14 protein-coding genes and 1 riboswitch are annotated in these 17618 nt (G+C 74.3%); of the genes, 10 read left to right on the forward strand and 4 right to left on the reverse strand.

The features are described from left to right. Window positions 1-386: 386 nt before the first annotated feature. Window positions 387-1985, reverse strand: a complete 1599-nt coding sequence (locus IO30_RS0129645) for an ABC-F family ATP-binding cassette domain-containing protein (protein ID WP_031148011.1) — start codon at window positions 1983-1985, stop codon at window positions 387-389. A 263-nt stretch (window positions 1986-2248) separates the two neighbouring features. Between IO30_RS0129645 and ypfJ the strand changes: the two genes are divergently transcribed. Both ypfJ and IO30_RS0129655 read left to right on the forward strand, forming a co-directional pair. Then, window positions 2249-3139, forward strand: coding sequence for a KPN_02809 family neutral zinc metallopeptidase (gene ypfJ / locus IO30_RS0129650; RefSeq protein ID WP_031148013.1), 891 nt, complete (start codon window positions 2249-2251; stop codon window positions 3137-3139). A 71-nt stretch (window positions 3140-3210) separates the two neighbouring features. Continuing rightward, window positions 3211-3606 carry a VOC family protein gene (locus IO30_RS0129655; protein ID WP_031148015.1) on the forward strand — a complete coding sequence of 132 codons (396 nt, stop codon included), beginning with the start codon at window positions 3211-3213 and terminating at the stop codon, window positions 3604-3606. Between the two features lie 50 nt (window positions 3607-3656). On the opposite strand, the gene IO30_RS0129660 is transcribed toward IO30_RS0129655, so the two are convergent. Together IO30_RS0129660 and IO30_RS0129665 are read right to left on the reverse strand one after the other, a co-directional pair. Continuing rightward, the gene (locus tag IO30_RS0129660; RefSeq protein WP_373316425.1) at window positions 3657-5060 is read right to left on the reverse strand and encodes a hypothetical protein; all 1404 of its coding nucleotides are present in this window, start codon (window positions 5058-5060) and stop codon (window positions 3657-3659) included. 144 nt (window positions 5061-5204) lie between these two features. Then, the gene (locus IO30_RS0129665; protein WP_031148019.1) at window positions 5205-6335 is read right to left on the reverse strand and encodes an alpha/beta hydrolase; all 1131 of its coding nucleotides are present in this window, start codon (window positions 6333-6335) and stop codon (window positions 5205-5207) included. 310 nt (window positions 6336-6645) lie between these two features. Between IO30_RS0129665 and IO30_RS0129670 the strand changes: the two genes are divergently transcribed. The 7 genes from IO30_RS0129670 (at window position 6646) to IO30_RS0129700 (ending at window position 15117) form a co-directional block, all read left to right on the forward strand. Then, window positions 6646-7923 carry an inorganic phosphate transporter gene (locus tag IO30_RS0129670; RefSeq protein WP_031148020.1) on the forward strand — a complete coding sequence of 426 codons (1278 nt, stop codon included), beginning with the start codon at window positions 6646-6648 and terminating at the stop codon, window positions 7921-7923. A gap of 28 nt (window positions 7924-7951) precedes the next feature. Further along, complete coding sequence (locus IO30_RS0129675) at window positions 7952-8173, forward strand: hypothetical protein (RefSeq protein WP_031148022.1); 222 nt, start codon at window positions 7952-7954, stop codon at window positions 8171-8173. A gap of 148 nt (window positions 8174-8321) precedes the next feature. Then, window positions 8322-8407, forward strand: a riboswitch (cobalamin riboswitch). A gap of 58 nt (window positions 8408-8465) precedes the next feature. Beyond that, window positions 8466-9425 carry a cobalamin biosynthesis protein gene (locus tag IO30_RS0129680; RefSeq protein ID WP_031148024.1) on the forward strand — a complete coding sequence of 320 codons (960 nt, stop codon included), beginning with the start codon at window positions 8466-8468 and terminating at the stop codon, window positions 9423-9425. Then, window positions 9422-10942, forward strand: a complete 1521-nt coding sequence (locus IO30_RS0129685) for a cobyric acid synthase (RefSeq protein WP_031148026.1) — start codon at window positions 9422-9424, stop codon at window positions 10940-10942. Before IO30_RS0129680 ends, IO30_RS0129685 begins: the two co-directional genes overlap by 4 nt. Window positions 10943-11009: 67 nt before the next feature. Next, on the forward strand, window positions 11010-13121 hold the full coding sequence (locus tag IO30_RS0129690; protein ID WP_031148028.1) for a putative cobaltochelatase: 2112 nt from the start codon (window positions 11010-11012) through the stop codon (window positions 13119-13121). Next, entirely contained in the window at window positions 13121-13720 is a 600-nt protein-coding gene (cobO, locus tag IO30_RS0129695; RefSeq protein WP_031148030.1) for a cob(I)yrinic acid a,c-diamide adenosyltransferase, read from the forward strand. Before IO30_RS0129690 ends, cobO begins: the two co-directional genes overlap by 1 nt. Beyond that, window positions 13714-15117: a cobyrinic acid a,c-diamide synthase CobB gene (locus tag IO30_RS0129700; protein WP_031148032.1), complete on the forward strand. Its 1404-nt coding sequence runs from the start codon at window positions 13714-13716 to the stop codon at window positions 15115-15117. Before cobO ends, IO30_RS0129700 begins: the two co-directional genes overlap by 7 nt. 2 nt (window positions 15118-15119) lie before the next feature. Here the strand turns inward: IO30_RS0129700 and IO30_RS0129705 are convergent, their stop codons facing one another. Next, window positions 15120-15845: a ZIP family metal transporter gene (locus IO30_RS0129705; protein WP_031148034.1), complete on the reverse strand. Its 726-nt coding sequence runs from the start codon at window positions 15843-15845 to the stop codon at window positions 15120-15122. Between the two features lie 220 nt (window positions 15846-16065). Here IO30_RS0129705 and cobC point away from each other — a divergent pair, with 220 nt between their 5' ends. After that, entirely contained in the window at window positions 16066-17487 is a 1422-nt protein-coding gene (gene cobC, locus IO30_RS0129710; RefSeq protein ID WP_234321884.1) for an Rv2231c family histidinol phosphate aminotransferase CobC, read from the forward strand. The last annotated feature ends 131 nt before the right edge of the window (window positions 17488-17618 follow it).

Here is a 17618-nt window from a genome sequence, read left to right on the forward strand (position 1 = left end):
TCACCCCTCCCCGGCTTCCTGGCCACCCATTCAGCAAGGTCCGTGCAACGGCATTTCTCGAGGAGTGGACGCGCGCGCAGAACGGAATCTTCTCTTCCGCTGCATGACCTCCGTCACACTTCTCCGTCTCTACCGGGAATCGCCAGGTCAGGGGCCGGACGCCGGATACGGGCCGGCCCCGGCCGCACGCCTTCGTGGGCGCGGCCGGGGCCGTCGAACAGCGCGCAACGGTACGAGACCGTCTCACTCAGATGATGGATCACGCCTGAGCCGAATGATCCATAAGGAACTGGATCACCCGGCCGGGACGAGTGCGGGCGGGCGCGGGGCGGGCGCCGCAGGGCGCCGTGCGACCCGCCGCGGGGTCCCACGGCGGGCTCCGCGGGTCAGGCGAGGGCGACCAGGTCCCGGTAGTCCGGACCCCAGAGGTCCTCCACGCCGTCCGGCAGCAGGATGATCCGCTCCGGCTCCAGGGCCTCGACCGCGCCCTCGTCGTGCGTGACGAGGATGACGGCGCCCTTGTAGGTGCGCAGCGCGCCGAGGATCTCCTCGCGGCTGGCCGGGTCGAGGTTGTTCGTGGGCTCGTCGAGGAGCAGCACGTTCGCCGAGGAGACGACCAGCGTGGCCAGGGCCAGACGGGTCTTCTCGCCGCCGGAGAGCACCCCGGCGGGCTTGTCCACGTCGTCGCCGGAGAACAGGAACGAGCCGAGGGTCTTGCGTACGGCGACCAGGTCCAGGTCGGGCGCGGAGGAACGCATGTTCTCCAGGACCGTGCGCTCCGGGTCCAGGGTCTCGTGCTCCTGGGCGTAGTAGCCGAGCTTGAGGCCGTGGCCGGGGACGACGGTGCCGGTGTCCGGCTTCTCGGTGCCCGACAGCAGGCGCAGCAGGGTGGTCTTGCCGGCGCCGTTGAGGCCGAGGATGACGACGCGGGAGCCCTTGTCGATGGCCAGGTCGACGTCGGTGAAGATCTCCAGCGAGCCGTACGACTTCGACAGCCCCTCGGCGGTCAGCGGGGTCTTGCCGCAGGGCGCCGGGTCCGGGAAGCGCAGCTTGGCGACCTTGTCGGAGGCGCGGACGGCCTCCAGGCCGGCGAGCAGCCGGTCGGCGCGCTTGGCCATGTTCTGGGCGGCGACGGTCTTGGTCGCCTTGGCGCGCATCTTGTCGGCCTGCGAGTTCAGGGCCGCGGCCTTCTTCTCCGCGTTCTGACGCTCGCGCTTGCGGCGCTTCTCGTCGGCCTCGCGCTGCTGCTGGTAGAGCTTCCAGCCCATGTTGTAGACGTCGATCTGGGAGCGGTTGGCGTCCAGGTAGAAGACCTTGTTCACCACGGTCTCGACCAGGTCGACGTCGTGGGAGATCACGATGAAGCCGCCGCGGTAGTTCTTCAGGTAGTCGCGCAGCCAGACGATCGAGTCCGCGTCGAGGTGGTTGGTGGGCTCGTCGAGGAGCAGGGTGTCGGCGTCCGAGAAGAGGATCCGGGCAAGCTCGACGCGGCGGCGCTGACCACCGGAGAGGGTGTGCAGCGGCTGGCCGAGCACCCGGTCCGGCAGACCGAGGGCGGCCGAGATGGTCGCGGCCTCGGACTCGGCGGCGTAACCGCCCTTGGTCAGGAACTCGGTCTCCTGGCGCTCGTACTGGCGCATGGCCTTCTCGCGGGTGGCGCCGGAGCCGGTGGAGATGCGCTCCTCGTTCATCCGCATCTTCTTGAGCAGGACGTCGAGGCCGCGGGCGGAGAGGATCCGGTCGCGGGCCAGGACGTCGAGGTCGCCGGTGCGCGGGTCCTGCGGGAGGTAGCCGACCTCGCCCGAGCGGGCGATGGAGCCGGCGGCGGGCTGGCCCTCGCCCGCGAGGCACTTGGTGAGGGTGGTCTTGCCCGCTCCGTTGCGGCCGACCAGGCCGATGCGGTCGCCCTTGGCGACGCGGAAGGAGGCGGACTCGATGAGGACGCGGGCGCCGGCGCGCAGCTCGATGCCGGTGGCGGTGATCACGGAAATACTCCAGGGCGGTGGGGACGGCGGAAGGGGGGCAGGACGCGAAGCTTCGACGCCGCTAATCCGCGAGGAGATTTGCCATGAGAGACATTCTACCGGGGGTGCGCAACTACTTATCAGGCTGCCGGACGGCCGGCGCCCCGCCGCACGCGTCCCCCGTCCGGCCCAGTGACCCCACCCGGGAGCCAGGGGGCGTACCGGTCTGAATGGGTTGATACTCACCGCAGGGGCGGACCACGTGGAAGCGAGGGCGGTGCGGGATGCAGTTCGACGACAACGCCAATCTGGACACGTCCGAGGTCAAGGACGTGCGCGGGAGCCGCATCCCGGGCGGAAGGGCCACGGTCGGCGGCGGCATCATCGGCTTCATCGCGCTGATCATGGGCCTGCTGTTCGGTGTGGGCCCCGAGCAGCTGGGCCTGTCCTCGGGGGACCAGGAGCCGGACCCGGCCTCCTCCTCCGTCAACCAGGTGCAGCAGGCCTGCCGGACCGGGCAGGACGCGAACGCCCGGGAGGACTGCCGCCTCGTCGCGGTGGTCAACAGCACCCAGGACTTCTGGAAGCAGGAGTTCACCCGGCGCGGAGGGCAGTACGCCCCGGCGTCGACGGTCTTCTTCACCGGCCGGGTGAACACGGCGTGCGGCGCCGCCACCTCCGCGGTGGGCCCCTTCTACTGCCCCGCCGACCGGCAGGTCTACCTGGACCTCGGGTTCTTCAACGAGCTCCGGACGAAGTTCGGCGCGAGCGGCGGCCCCTTCGCCCAGGCGTACGTCGTCGCCCACGAGTACGGGCACCACATCCAGAACCTGACCGGGACCCTCCAGCGCTCCCAGGACGGACGGCAGGGCGCGAACAGCAACGCGGTCAAGGTCGAGCTCCAGGCCGACTGCTACGCCGGGGTGTGGGCGCACAACGCGACGAAGACCCCGGACGAGTCGACGGGCCGGCCGCTGATCACCAGCCTGACCGACCAGGACATCCGGGACGGGCTGGACGCGGCGGCGGCGGTCGGCGACGACCGGATCCAGGAGAAGTTCCAGGGCCGGGTGACCCCGGAGTCCTGGACGCACGGCTCGGCCGAGCAGCGCCAGCAGTGGTTCTACCAGGGCTACCGCACCGGCGACATGGCCCAGTGCAACACCTTCCGCTGACTGTCGGCGGCGCCTGCCATGCTGTGTCGTGGGTCACAGGCACGTCATCAGCACCAGAGGGAGTGATGGTCATGGCAGGCGTTCCGTCCATCTGTCCGACGCTGCTCTACCGCGACGCCAAGGCGGCGATCCAGCAGCTGACGGAAGCGTTCGGCTTCACCCAGGTCGCCGTGTACGAGGGGGACGACGGCGCAGTGGTGCACGCGGAGCTGTCGTACGGGAACGGCGCGGTGATGCTCGGCAGCAAGGGCACCGGCGGGGTCTTCGACAAGGCGATGGAGACCTCCGGGCCCTGCGGGGTCTACGTCGTGGTCGAGGACGTGGACGCCCACCACCGGCGGACCGCCGAGCACGGCGTGGAGATCGTGATGGAGCCCACCGACCAGGACTACGGCTCCCGGGACTACATGGCCCGGGACGCCGAGGGCAACATCTGGAGCTTCGGGACGTACGCACCCCAGGTCTAGGCCGTCTCTTTCGGATCTTGCCGGGTCCGCCCCGCCCGGACCCGCCCGGCCTAGACCCCGCCGGTGTGGACCTGGAAGGCGGCCCTGCGGACCGCCTTGGCCAGCGCCGGGTCGGGATGGGCCGCGGCCAGCGCGACGAGCACCTGCACCGTGCGCGGATGTCCGACGGCCCGGACCTCGTCCAGCAGCCGGGGGACGGTGGTCCGCACGGCCGAGTCCAGGTGGCGGGCCAGCAGCTCGGCCTCGCCGTGGTCGGCGATGGCCGCGGCGGTGTCCACCCAGAGCCAGGTCTGCTCCTCGGCGGTGAGGACGTCCTGGGCCTCGTCGGGGTCGACCCCGTCGTGCTCGGCGAGCCAGAGCAGGGCGTAGGGCCGCAGGGCGGCCTCGCGCACGGCGGCGCGCACCTCGGGCTCGGCCGGGGCGCCGACCACGCGCAGCGCCTCGAAGGCCAGGCCGCGCAGCAGCGCGTCCTCGCCCCGGGCGGCGTGCAGCAGCTCGCTGACGGCGTGGCCGACGGGCCGGGCGGCGAGCCAGGCCCGGTACTCGGCCCGGGCGGGGCCGGGGGTGAGGCGGGCGCAGCCGTGCAGCATGGCGGCGGCCGACTGCTCGATGTTCCCGGCGGTGCTCTGCGCGGCGACGCAGATCTGTTCGAGCTTGACCCAGACGGCCCAGCTGCCGAGCGGGGTGAGGGCGGCCTGGGCGGGGCCGAGGGTGACGGCGTCCACGGCGGCGAGTCCGCCGAGGGCCCAGCGCAGCAGCCGGGCGAGCGGTACGGGGGGCGCGGTGAGCGCGGGCTGCGGTGCGGCGTCGTAGGGGATCTCGCACCGTTCGTCGCGCAGCTCGGTGACCCGCTGTCCGAGCAGGTCGAGCAGGTCGGGGACGGTCACGGGACCGGCCGACAGCTGGAGCAGGGACAGCAGCTGGGGCATCGCCTCGACCACCTCGGCGACGGCCGCGGGGGCGATGTCGGCGGGGGCCGGGTGGACCAGCGACCAGGCGTCGAAGAGCGCGACCCAGCCGCGCAGCACGGCGGTGTCGTCACGGTCCCAGGCGCGCAGGCGCCAGCCGGGCCGGGCGTGGCCTCCGTGGACCTCGACGAGTCCGGCGAGCCGGGCGCGGTCCCAGCCGACCCTGATCTGGCCGTGCGTCAGGTTCAGCTCCCCGGCGGCTCGTTCGACGTCGAGGGTGGGCAGGGCGCCCGTCGGGGCGGGCCGGCCGCCGTCTCCCGCGCCGAGGTTGAGCTCGGCCCAGCGGGTCAGGCGGACGGCGTCGGCGAGCGAGGCCCGGGCCCGGTTCGCGAGGTCGGCCGTGGCGGGCGTGCCCGCCGGAGGCCGCGGGGCCGTCCGGGTCCTTCGGTCGGTCACCGCCTTGCGGGCCGCGGCGACGGAGCGCGGGGAGACGAGTCGGAGTCTGGAGTCGCGAGCCAACTGCTCATCAGGCTTTCGGGACGTCACGGAAGCAGTCTCGCCCGTCACTGGCCGAAAGCCCAAACGGAAGCATCCGTTACTACTGGCAGCGGGGTGCCAGATCCGGACAAGACACCCCCCGGACCCCTGTCCGGCACAGGGCCTTCACATGTGACGGTCCCTCACACGACCTCACATGAGCGGAGTGAGGAAACGGCGCAGGGCTTCCTCGTACCCGGCCGGGTCGGCGTTCCACATCGCACCGTGCCCGGCTCCGCGCACGGTGTGCAGGGTGACGAGGTCGGGGCGGGCCTCGGCGAGCCGGCGGGAGGGCTCCCAGGGGGCCAGGGTGTCGTCGGGGCCGTGGAAGACGAGTACGGGGATGCGCAGGGCGGCCGGGTCGGCTCCCGGGGGCTGCCTGTCGGCCCGCAGCCCGGCCCGGCCCTCGGCGGAGCGCACGGCGAACGGCAGCAGGGCGGCCGGGGTCCGGCGGGCCGCGGCGAGTCCGCGCAGGGTGGCGTGCCAGTCGAGCACGGGCGAGTCCAGCACGAGCCCGGCGATCCGGCCGGCGAGCGCCGAGCGTTCGGCGGCGTGCAGGGCCATGGTGGCGCCGGTGGACCAGCCGTGCAGGACCACGCGCCGGGCGCCGTAGCGCAGGGCGTAGCGGATGGCGGCATCCAGGTCCCGCCACTCGGATTCGCCGAGGTGGCCGAGGCCGTCGGGGGAGGCGGGGGCGCCGAGGTCGCCCCGGTAGGCGAGGTCGAGCACGGGCAGCTGCTGACGGTGCAGGAAGGGCATCACCACCATCGGGTGCTCGCGGCTGCTGCCGAGGCCGTGGACGGTGATGACCCAGGTGTCCCGGGCGCCGGGCACGAACCAGGCCGGCAGCGCCCCGAGCTCCCCGGGCACGTCCACGTCGGCGTGCTCCAGCCCGAGGGCGGTGCGCGGGTCACCGAGGTGGACCTGCGGGGTGAGGGTGACCCGGGTGCCGGGGCGGAGACTGCCGTGGGTGACGGAGAGCAGGCGCCGTACGACGGTGTCGGGGCCGTGCGGGGCGTCGGTGAGGACGGGGCCGACGGCGGCGTGCACCCCGGGGGCGGTGAGGCCGTACGTCCCCGGGCGCAGTGAGCCCAGGGAGCGGGTCAGGGCGACCCGGCCGTCGCCGGCGGAGTGGACGCTGAGGCGGGGGCCGTCCGGCAGCGGGCGTCCCGGTTCGGGCCGCAGGGCGGCGTCGGCAGCGTACCGGCCCGCCGCTACCGCGGCCGCGCCGGCACCCAGGAGGGCGGTGGTGACGGCAGCTGCCGTCGCTGTGGCGGTACGCACGGCTCCAGTGTCGGGGCGCGGACTCCGGAGGGCCACCGGAGGTGATCCTTCCAGCCGGACGGCGGGCGGAGTGATCCGCGTCTCTTTCCCCGTTCCGGTTCGCCCGGCCGGCAGGCCGGAGGTCCTGCCCGGAGGGGTTCATTCACCCGGCTTTGACGTGCATTAATAGGCGGATCCACTGAAGAAACGGGACGAACATCCCGATACAGCGGGAGGCGAGTACACCGATCAGCCCATGTCAGTTCATCTTCCGTTCATTCAGGTTGCCTACGGTCGCCGTGCCACTGACGTCAAACAGAAGCCTGGGTAAATGGAGCACATAACGCTTCTCCTCGGGATCGTGATCATCACCGCTCTCGTGTTCGACTTCACGAACGGTTTCCACGACACAGCCAACGCGATGGCCACCACCATCTCGACCGGCGCCCTCAAGCCCAAGACGGCGGTGGCCATGTCCGCCGTGCTCAACCTCGTCGGCGCGTTCATGTCCGTGGAGGTCGCCAAGACGATCTCCAAGGGCCTGGTCAACGAGGAAGGCATCCAGCCGGAGGTCATCTTCGCCGCCCTGGTCGGCGCGATCCTCTGGAACCTCGTCACCTGGCTGGTCGGACTGCCCTCCAGCTCCTCCCACGCCCTGATGGGCGGCCTGATCGGTGCCGCGGTCGCCTCCGCCGGCATCGGCGCCGTCAACGGCAGCGTGGTCGTCACCAAGGTGCTGATCCCCGCGATCGCCGCGCCGCTCGTGGCCGGTGCGGCCGCGATGCTCGCCGCCAAGGTCACCTACAAGCTCGGCAACCGGGTCGGCGAGAAGACCTCGGCCAAGGGCTACCGGGCCGGCCAGATCGCCTCGGCCGGACTCGTCTCCCTCGCGCACGGCACCAACGACGCGCAGAAGACGATGGGCATCATCACCCTGGCCCTCATCGCCGGGAACGCCCTGCCCGCCGGCGCCAACCCGCCGGTCTGGGTCATCGTCTCCGCCGGTCTGGCCATCGCGATGGGCACCTACCTCGGCGGCTGGCGCATCATCCGCACCATGGGCAAGGGCCTGACCGACCTGCAGCCGCAGCAGGGCTTCGCCGCCCAGACCTCGGCCGCCAGCGTCATCCTGGCCTCCTCCACCCTCGGCTTCTCCCTCTCCACCACCCACGCGTGCTCCGGCGCCGTCATGGGTGCGGGGCTGGGCCGCAAGGGCGGCGTGGTCCGCTGGTCCACCGCCACCCGGATGTTCATCGCCTGGGGCCTGACCCTGCCGGCCGCCGCCCTCGTCGCCGCCGGTGCCGAGCTGGTCATGCGTACCGGTGACGTCGGCGTCGCCGCCGTCGCGGTCTTCCTGGTCGCGTCCTGCTTCGCCATCTGGGTCATCTCGCGCCGCCAGGTCGTCGACCACAACAACGTCAACGAGCTCGAGCCGGCCGGGGCCGAGGAGGCCGGGGTCGTCACCACGGCCATGGCCGCCGTCACCGTCCCGCCGACCACGGCCGCGGCCGGTACGACCGCCTCGGTCACGGACGACGCCCTGAAGGCCACCATCCCGGCCGCGACGGCGTCCCCGGCCACCCCGGCGTCCCCCGCCGCCGCGGTCTGACCCCGAGAACGACAGAGGTATCCGCAGCATGAAGATCGACTGGGAAGCACTCGGCTCCGTCTTCGGGGTCAGCCTCTCCGCCACCGTCGCCCTCGTGACCCTGTTCACCCTGGGTCTGGTGGGCCTGTCCAAGCACGAGGCCGCCACCGAGCAGGGCGGCACCGCCACCCTCGCCCGCACCGGCGCCTACGCCTGCTTCGCGCTCGTCACGGCGGCCGTGGGCTACGGGATCTACCTGATCGTCGCCTGAACCGCCGCACCCGCGGCAGGTGAGGGACCAAGGCTCCCTCCGGGATTCTCCCGGGGGGAGCCTTCGCGTACCCCGCCGCAGGTCAACGGCGAGTTGACGGGCATTCGCACAGCGTGGTGGACTGCCCGGGCCAATGCGGCGGCATGGAGAGGAAGTCCGGTGCGAATCCGGCGCGGTCCCGCCACTGTCACCGGGGAACGCGCGCAGTGCGCGGGTCCCGGGAGCCAGGAACTCTCGCCGCCGGACACGTCGAACCAGGGCGCGGACCCTGAGTGAGGACATACCTGCCACCATGCGTGCCGACCGCGTCTTCGCGTACGGCGCCACGGCCGGCCTGATCGGCGACCGGATCCTCGGGGATCCCCGCCGGGGGCATCCCGTGGCCGCCTTCGGACGAGCCGCCGCCGCAGTCGAACGCGCCCTGTGGCGCGACGACCGCGCCCGGGGCGTCCTGCACACCCTGATATGCGCCGGTAGTACCGCCGCCGTGGGCGCGCTGGGCGCCCGCGCCGTGCGTGCCCGGCCCGCGGCCGCCCGCATCGCCCTCACCGCCGCCGCCACCTGGGCCGTCGTCGGGGGCACCTCGCTCGGCCGGGAGGCCCGCGCCATCGGCGGCGCCCTGGCCGCCGGGGACGCCGAAGTGGCCCGCGAGCGCCTGCCCCACCTGTGCGGACGCGACCCGCAGGCCCTGGACGAGCAGCAGATGGCCCGCGCCGTCGTGGAGTCGGTCGCCGAGAACACCTCCGACGCGGTGGTCGGGGCCCTGGTGTGGGGCGCCGTCGCCGGTGTCCCGGGGCTGCTGGCCTTCCGCGCCGTGAACACCCTCGACGCGATGGTCGGCCACAAGTCCCCCCGCTACCTGCGCTACGGCTGGGCCTCGGCCCGGCTCGACGACCTGGCGGGCTGGCCGGGCGCCCGGCTGACCGCCCTCGCCGCCGTGGCCGCGGGCCCCGACCGGCGCGGGGCCCTGCGGGCCTGGCGCGCGGACGCCGCCGGGCACCCGAGCCCGAACGCCGGGCCCGTGGAGGCCTCCTTCGCCGGGGCACTGGGCGTACGCCTCGGCGGGACGCTCTCCTACGGCGGGCGGGTCGAGCACCGGACCGTGCTCAACGGTGCGGTGGGGCGGCCGGTGGAGGTCGCGGACATCGAGCGGGCGGTCCGGCTGTCGCGGCAGGTGACCTGGCTGGCGCTGGGGGCGTGCGTCGCCGCCCGGCTGCTGGTCTCCGGTACGAGGAAGGGGCGGCGCGCATGAGCGGCGCGAAGCGCGGCGGCGGACTGCTCGTCGCCGGGACCACGTCGGACGCGGGCAAGAGCGTGGTGACGGCCGGGATCTGCCGCTGGCTGGCCCGCCGCGGCGTGAAGGTGGCGCCCTTCAAGGCGCAGAACATGTCGCTGAACTCGTTCGTGACGCGGGAGGGCGCCGAGATCGGGCGCGCCCAGGCCATGCAGGCGCAGGCCGCCCGCGTGGAGCCGACCGCGCTGATGAACCCCGTCCTGCTCAAGCCCGGCAGCGACCGCAGCAGCCAGGTGGTGCTGCTGGGCAAGCCGGTGGGCGAGATGAGCGCCCGCGGCTACCACGGCGGGCGCCAGGAGCAGTTGCTGGGCATCGTCACGGACTGCCTGGAGCAGCTGCGGGGCACGTATGACGCCGTGATCTGCGAGGGGGCGGGCAGTCCGGCCGAGATCAACCTGCGCCGGACCGACATCGTGAACATGGGCATCGCGCGGGCCGCGCGGTTCCCGGTGGTCGTGGTCGGGGACATCGACCGGGGCGGGGTCTTCGCGTCCTTCTTCGGGACGACGGCCCTGCTGTCGCCCGAGGACCAGTCCCTGATCGCGGGCTACCTGGTCAACAAGTTCCGCGGCGACGTCTCGCTGCTGGAACCGGGCATGGAGATGCTGCGCGGCCTCACGGGCCGGGCCACGTACGGGGTGCTGCCCTTCCAGCACGGGCTGGGCATCGACGAGGAGGACGGCCTGCGGGTCTCGCTGCGGGGCGCCGTGCGCGAGTCCGTGGTGGCGCCGCCGGCCGGCGAGGACGTGCTGCGGGTCGCGGTGTGCGCGGTGCCGCTGATGTCGAACTTCACGGACGTCGACGCGCTGGCGGCGGAACCGGGCGTCGTGGTGCGGTTCGTGGACCGGGCCGAGGAGCTGGCCGACGCGGACCTGGTCGTCGTGCCCGGCACCCGCGGGACGGTGAAGGCGCTGGCCTGGCTGCGCGAGCGCGGGCTCGCGGACGCGCTGGTGCGGCGGGCCGCCGAGGGGCGTCCGGTCCTCGGCATCTGCGGCGGCTTCCAGCTGCTGGGCGAGCACATCGAGGACGAGGTCGAGTCCCGGGCGGGATCGGTGGCGGGCCTGGGCCTGCTGCCCGTACGCGTCCGCTTCGCGGTGGAGAAGACCCTGGCCCGGCCGGTGGGCTCGGCGCTGGGCGAGGAGGTCTCGGGCTACGAGATCCACCACGGCGTGGCCGAGGTGCTCGGCGGGGACCCCTTCCTGGACGGCTGCCGGGTCGGCGCCGTGTGGGGCACGCACTGGCACGGCTCGCTGGAGTCGGACGGCTTCCGCCGGGCGTTCCTGCGCGAGGTGGCCGCGGCGGCCGGACGGCGTTTCGTCCCGGCCCCGGACACCTCGTTCGAGTCGCTGCGCGAGGAACAGCTGGACCTGCTGGGCGATCTGATCGAGGAGCACGCGGACACGGACGCCCTGCTGCGGCTGATCGAGGGCGGGGCCCCTGTCGGCCTGCCCTTCCTGCCGCCGGGAGCGCCGTGAGGGGCCCGGCCCGGTGGGGCCGTCCCGCCCGAACGCCGCACGTACACCGAGAAGGAGTGGACAACGCATGAGCACCACCCACTTTCCGTTCACAGCCGTGGTCGGCCAGGACGACCTGCGGCTGGCGCTGCTGCTGAACGCAGTGAGCCCGGCTGTGGGCGGTGTACTGGTGCGCGGCGAGAAGGGGACCGCCAAGTCCACCGCCGTGCGCGCACTGTCGGCACTGCTGCCGCAGGTGGACGTCGTCCCCGGCTGCCGCTTCTCCTGCGCTCCCGGTGCACCGGACCCGGTCTGCCCGGACGGCCCGCACGGGGAAGGCCCGGGCGCGGCGCGGCCGGCCCGGATGGTGGAGCTGCCGGTGGGTGCTTCCGAGGACCGGCTGGTCGGGGCCCTCGACATCGAACGGGCCCTCGCGGAGGGCGTGAAGGCCTTCGAGCCCGGCCTGCTGGCCGACGCCCACCGCGGAATCCTCTACGTCGACGAGGTCAATCTCCTCCACGACCACTTGGTGGACGTCCTCCTGGACGCGGCCGCGATGGGCGCCTCCTACGTGGAGCGCGAGGGCGTCTCGGTGCGCCACGCGGCCCGCTTCCTGCTCGTCGGCACGATGAACCCCGAGGAGGGCGAGCTGCGGCCGCAGCTCCTGGACCGGTTCGGGCTGACCGTCGAGGTGGCCGCCTCCCGCGAGCCCGCGCAGCGGGTCGAGGTCGTGCGCCGCCGCCTCGCCTACGAGGACGACCCGGCCGGTTTCGCGACCCGCTGGGCCGGTGACGAGCACGAGGTGCGCGCCCGGGTGGTGGCGGCGCGGGCGCTGCTGCCCCAGGTGCGGCTCGGGGACACCGCGCTGCTGCAGATCGCCGCGGCCTGCGCGGGCTTCGAGGTCGACGGGATGCGCGCCGACATCGTGATGGCCCGCTGCGCGACCGCGCTGGCCGCCTGGGCCGGGCGGACCGACGTGGTGAAGGCGGACGTGCGCCAGGCGGCGCTGCTGGCGCTCCCCCACCGGCGGCGCCGCAACCCCTTCGACGCTCCGGGTCTGGACGAGGACAAGCTGGACGAGATCCTCGACCGGTTCCCCGACGAGGAGCCGCAGGAGGAGCCGGAGCCCGACCCGGAGCCGGAGGGCCCGGACGACGACGGAGGCGGCCCCGACGGCGGTGGCGTGCCCCCGCAGGACGGCGGCCCCCACGACCAGGGCGGCGCCCCCGAGGACGGCCCGGACTCCCCCGGGCAGGCTCCCGACGCCCCCGCGCAGGCCCCCGACGCCCCGGAGTCCTCCCCGCAGGGGGCCGGCGCGGCCGAACAGGCCGCCGTACGGGCCACCGAGCCCTTCCGCACCAAGATGCTGAGCGTGCCCGGGCTCGGCGAGGGCGCCGCCGGGCGGCGTTCGCGCGCCCGCACCGCGCACGGCCGGACCACCGGTTCCCTGCGCCCCCGGGGGCATCTGACGAAGCTGCACCTGGCGGCCACGGTGCAGGCCGCCGCCCCGCACCAGAAGGCCCGCGGGCGCAGCGGCCGCGGTCTCGTCGTCCGCAAGGACGACCTGCGGCAGGCGACCCGCGAGGGGCGCGAGGGCAACCTGGTGCTCTTCCTCGTCGACGCCTCCGGTTCCATGGCGGCCCGGCAGCGCATGAGCGCCGTCAAGGGTGCGGTGCTGTCCCTGCTGCTGGACGCCTACCAGCGCCGGGACAAGGTCGGCCTGATCACCTTCCGCGGCTCCGGCGCCGAGCTGGCGCTGCCGCCCACCTCCTCCGTGGACGCGGCGGCCGCCCGGCTGGAGCAGCTGCCGACCGGCGGCCGCACCCCGCTGGCCGCCGGGCTGCTCAAGGCCCGCGAAGTGCTGCGCATCGAGCGGCTGCGGGACCCGAGCAGGCGTCCGCTGCTCGTGGTCGTCACCGACGGCCGGGCCACCTCGGCCGGGTCCCTCGGCGGGGACCCGCGCGCCCTGTCGTCGCGCAGCGCCCTGCTGCTGGCCTCGGAAGGGGTCACCTCCGTGGTGGTGGACTGCGAGTCCGGGCCGGTGCGGCTGGGACTGGCCGGGGCGCTGGCCGGTGACCTCGGCGGGCCCGCCGTCACGCTCGACGGGCTGCGGGCCGACTCGCTGGCCGGGCTCGTGAAGAACGTACGTACATCAGTGACATCGTCCGCTGCGCAGAGCAGCAAGAGGAGGGCCGCGTAATGCCGCAGGGACAGCCGTCCGTCGTTCCGGACGACGGACTCACGACGCGCCAGCGCCGCAACCGTCCGCTCGTCTTCGTCCACACCGGCCCCGGCAAGGGCAAGTCGACGGCGGCCTTCGGGCTGGCGCTGCGCGCGTGGAACCAGGGCTGGCCGATCGGGGTGTTCCAGTTCGTCAAGTCGGCGAAGTGGAAGGTCGGCGAGGAGAACGCGCTCAAGGTGCTCGGCGCCTCCGGCGAGGGCGGCTCCGTGGTCTGGCACAAGATGGGCGAGGGCTGGTCCTGGGTCCAGCGGGACGCCCAGCTCGACAACGAGCAGGCCGCCAAGGAGGGCTGGGAGCAGGTCAAGCGCGACCTGGCCGCCGAGACGCACAAGCTGTACGTGCTCGACGAGTTCGCGTACCCGATGCACTGGGGATGGATCGACGTCGACGAGGTCATCGAGGTGCTGCGCACGCGTCCGGGCACCCAGCACGTGGTGATCACGGGGCGCAACGCCCCGGAGAAGCTGGTGGAGTTCGCGGACCTGGTCACCGAGATGACCAAGGTGAAGCACCCGATGGACGCCGGCCAGAAGGGCCAGAAGGGCATCGAGTGGTGACTTCGCTCCACGTCCCGCGGCTGGTGGTCGCCGCGCCCTCGTCCGGCAGCGGCAAGACCACCGTCGCGACGGGCCTGATGGCGGCCTTCGCGGAGCGCGGCCTGGCCGTGTCCCCGCACAAGGCCGGGCCCGACTACATCGACCCCGGCTACCACGCGCTGGCCACGGGCCGCCCGGGCCGCAACCTCGACGCGTTCATGTGCGGGCCGGAGCTGGTCGCCCCGCTGTTCGCGCACGGGGCCGCGGGCTGTGACCTCGCCGTGGTCGAGGGCGTGATGGGGCTCTACGACGGGGCCGCCGGGCGGGGCGAGCTCGCCTCGACCGCGCACGTCGCGAAGCTGCTCCGGGCGCCGGTGGTGCTGGTGGTCGACGCCTCCTCGCAGTCGCGGTCCGTGGCCGCGCTCGTGCACGGCTTCGCCTCCTTCGACCCGCAGGTGCGCCTGGGCGGCGTCATCTTGAACAAGGTCGGCTCCGACCGGCACGAGGCGATGCTGCGCGAGGCGCTGGAGGAGGCCGGGATGCCGGTCCTCGGCGTCCTGCGGCGGGCTCCGCAGGTGGCCGCGCCCTCGCGGCACCTGGGGCTGGTGCCGGTGGCGGAGCGGCGGTCCGACGCGCTGGCCGCGGTCTCGGCGCTGGCCGAGCAGGTCCGGGCCGGGTGCGACCTGGACGCTCTGCTGGCCCTGGCCCGGACGGCTCCGCCGCTCGACTGCGAACCGTGGTCGCCGCAGGCCGCCCTGGCGGGCCCGGGCGCGGCGGACGCCCTGGCCGGCGGGGGCGCGCTGCCCGGCGGACGGCCGGTCGTCGCCGTGGCGGGCGGTGCCGCGTTCACGTTCTCCTACGCCGAGCACGTGGAACTGCTCACCGCCGCGGGCGCGGAGGTCGTCACCTTCGACCCCCTGCGGGACGAGGCCCTGCCGGCCGGCACCCGCGGTCTGGTGATCGGCGGCGGGTTCCCGGAGGTGTACGCGCCCGAGCTGTCCGCCAACGAGAAGCTGCGCGCGGCCGTGGCCGCCTTCGCCGCGGCCGGCGGCCCGGTGGCCGCCGAGTGCGCCGGGCTGCTGTACCTGGCGCGGTCCCTGGACGGGAAGCCGATGTGCGGGGTGCTGGACGCCGACGCGCGGATGTCGGAGCGCCTCACCCTGGGCTACCGCGAGGCGGTGGCGGTGTCCGACAGCGCGCTCGCGGCGGCCGGGACCCGGCTGCGCGGGCACGAGTTCCACCGCACGGTGATCGAGCCGGGTGCGGGGGCCGCACCGGCGTGGGGCTTCACGCATCCGGAACGGCGCGTCGAGGGGTTCGTGGCGGGGGGCGTGCACGCCAGCTACCTGCACACGCACTGGGCGGCGGAGCCCTCCGTCGCCCGCCGCTTCGTCGCAGCGGCGGCGGACCGGCCGTGAGCTCACTCCGCGATGCCCACCACCAGCCAGATCCCGGCCACCCCGCCCACCGTGCACAGCAGCGTGGACAGGGCGGGGTGCTTGTGGTGGGCCTCGGGGAGGATCTCCGCGGCGGCGAGGTAGAGCAGGACCCCGCCGAAGAATCCCAGGTACGCGCCGAGCGGTTCCTCCGGAAGGGTGAACAGCAAAGTGGACGCCGCCCCCACGACCGGGGCCGCGGCGTCCGCGAAGAGCATGAGCAGGGCCTTGCGGCGGTCGTTCCCGTAGACGCTCGTGAGCGTGTACGTGTTGAACCCGTCGGCGAAGTCGTGGGTGATGACGGCCAGCGCCACGGCGACGCCCATCCCGCCCCCGACCTGGAAGGCGGCGCCCAGCGCCACCCCGTCGGCAAGGCTGTGGCCCACCATCGCGCAGGCCGCGGCGAGCCCGACCTGGGGGGTGCGCGCGCTGTCGTCGCCGCCGTGCGCGGCCTGGCGTACGGCCAGCATCCGCTCCGCCACGTGCGCGACGAGGAACCCGGCCACGAAGAGCAGCAGGGCCAGCGGGACGCCGAACACCTCGTCGCCCGCCGCGTGCAGGGCCTCCGGCAGCAGGTCGAGGCCGACCACGCCGAGCATCAGCCCGCCGGCCAGGCCCAGCACGAGGTGGCGGCGGTCGGTGACGCGTTGCGCCGTCCACCCGCCCGCCAGGGTCATCAGGAACGCGCCCAACGCCACGATCACGGCCATGTGCCCCTGGATACCGACTCCGCGGCCCGCGTGCACGTCCGGGCGCGGGTGGCGGGCTGCGCGGCGTTGACGGCCGGCCCGTGCCGGTGACGTACGGACGACGGCGCGTGCGGGGGCCCGCGAGGGCTCGTGCGCATGTGCGTGCGAGGGTGGCGCAGACGGTGACGGGGACGGGAGCGTGACGGGCACGGTGACGGCTACTACGGAAGGAGGCCCCCCGGTGGACGGGTACGCGACGCAGCTGGTGGTCGGGGTCGGGGGACGCGCGGGGGTTTCCGTGGCGGAGGTCTGCGCCCTGGTCGAGGAGACGCTGCGGGGTGCCGGGCTGCCCTCGGAGGCGGTGACGGCGCTGGCGACGGTGGAGTCGAAGGCGGGCGAGCCGGGGATCACGGGTGCGGCGGAACGTTTCGGCGTGCCCCTCCTCAGCTATCCCGCCGAGGAACTGGCCTCCGTTGTCGTGCCCCACCCCTCGGAGACCGCGCGCGAGGCGGCCGGGACCCCCTCGGTCGCCGAGGCCGCGGCCCTCGCCGGGGGCGGGGAACTCCTCGTACCGAAGCGGCGGTCGGTGGCGGCGACCTGCGCGGTGGCCACGCTCTGCGCGCACGACCTGCGCCACCACGGGGACGCGGAGGTGGCCGACGCGGGCGCGGCGCTCGTGGACCTCGCCGTGAACGTACGGTCGGACACCCCTCCGGCCTGGCTCAAGCAGCGGATCGCGGCCTCCCTGGACGACCTCGCGGCGTACCCCGACGGGCGGCAGGCGCGCGCGGCGGTGGCGGCCCGGCACGGGCTGCCCGTGGAGCGGGTGCTGCTGACGGCCGGGGCCGCGGAGGCCTTCGTCCTGATCGCGCGGGCCCTGGGCGCCGAACGGCCGGTGGTGGTGCACCCGCAGTTCACCGAGCCGGAGGCGGCCCTGCGGGACGCGGGCCACCGGGTCGGACGGGTGGTGCTGCGGCCGGAGGACGGCTTCCGGCTGGACCCGTCGGCGGTGCCCGAGGACGCGGACCTCGTGGTGATCGGCAACCCGACCAATCCGACCTCCGTCCTGCACCCGGCGGCCGCGCTGGCCGCGCTGGCCCGGCCCGGCCGGATCCTGGTGGTCGACGAGGCCTTCATGGACGCCGTCCCCGGCGAGCAGGAGGCCCTGGCCGGACGGACGGACCTGCCGGGGCTGGTGGTGCTGCGGAGCCTGACGAAGACCTGGGGGCTGGCGGGGCTGCGGATCGGCTACGTGCTGGCCGAGCCCGAGGTGATCGCGAAGCTGGCGGCGGCCCAGCCGCTGTGGCCGGTGTCGGCCCCGGCGCTGGTGGCGGCCGAGGCCTGCGTGGCCCCGGCGGCGCTGGCCGAGGCGCAGGAGGCCGCGCGGCGGATCGCGGTGGACCGGGCGCACCTGCTGGCCGGGCTCGCGGAGTTCGACGAGATCCGGGTGGCGGGGGTGGCGCAGGGCCCGTTCGTGCTGATCCAGGTGGCGGGCGCCGCCGAGGTGCGCGTCCGGCTGCGCGCCCTCGGTTTCGCGGTGCGCCGCGGGGACACCTTCCCCGGCCTGGACCGGTCATGGCTGCGCCTCGCGGTCCGCGACCGGGCGACGACGGGCCGGCTGCTCCAGGCGATGGACCACGCGCTGACGCTGACGGCGCGCTGACGCCGAAGGCTCGCTGACGACGGCGGCGCGGCGCCCGTGCGCCGTCCCGGCTGCCGTCATCCGGCGGGCTGCCTACGATGGCGGACGGGACGGGGTGGAGCGACGAGCCCCGCATCGGCCGTGCGAACCGG

The organism is Streptomyces xanthophaeus (assembly GCF_000725805.1).
Lineage (GTDB): Bacteria > Actinomycetota > Actinomycetes > Streptomycetales > Streptomycetaceae > Streptomyces > Streptomyces xanthophaeus.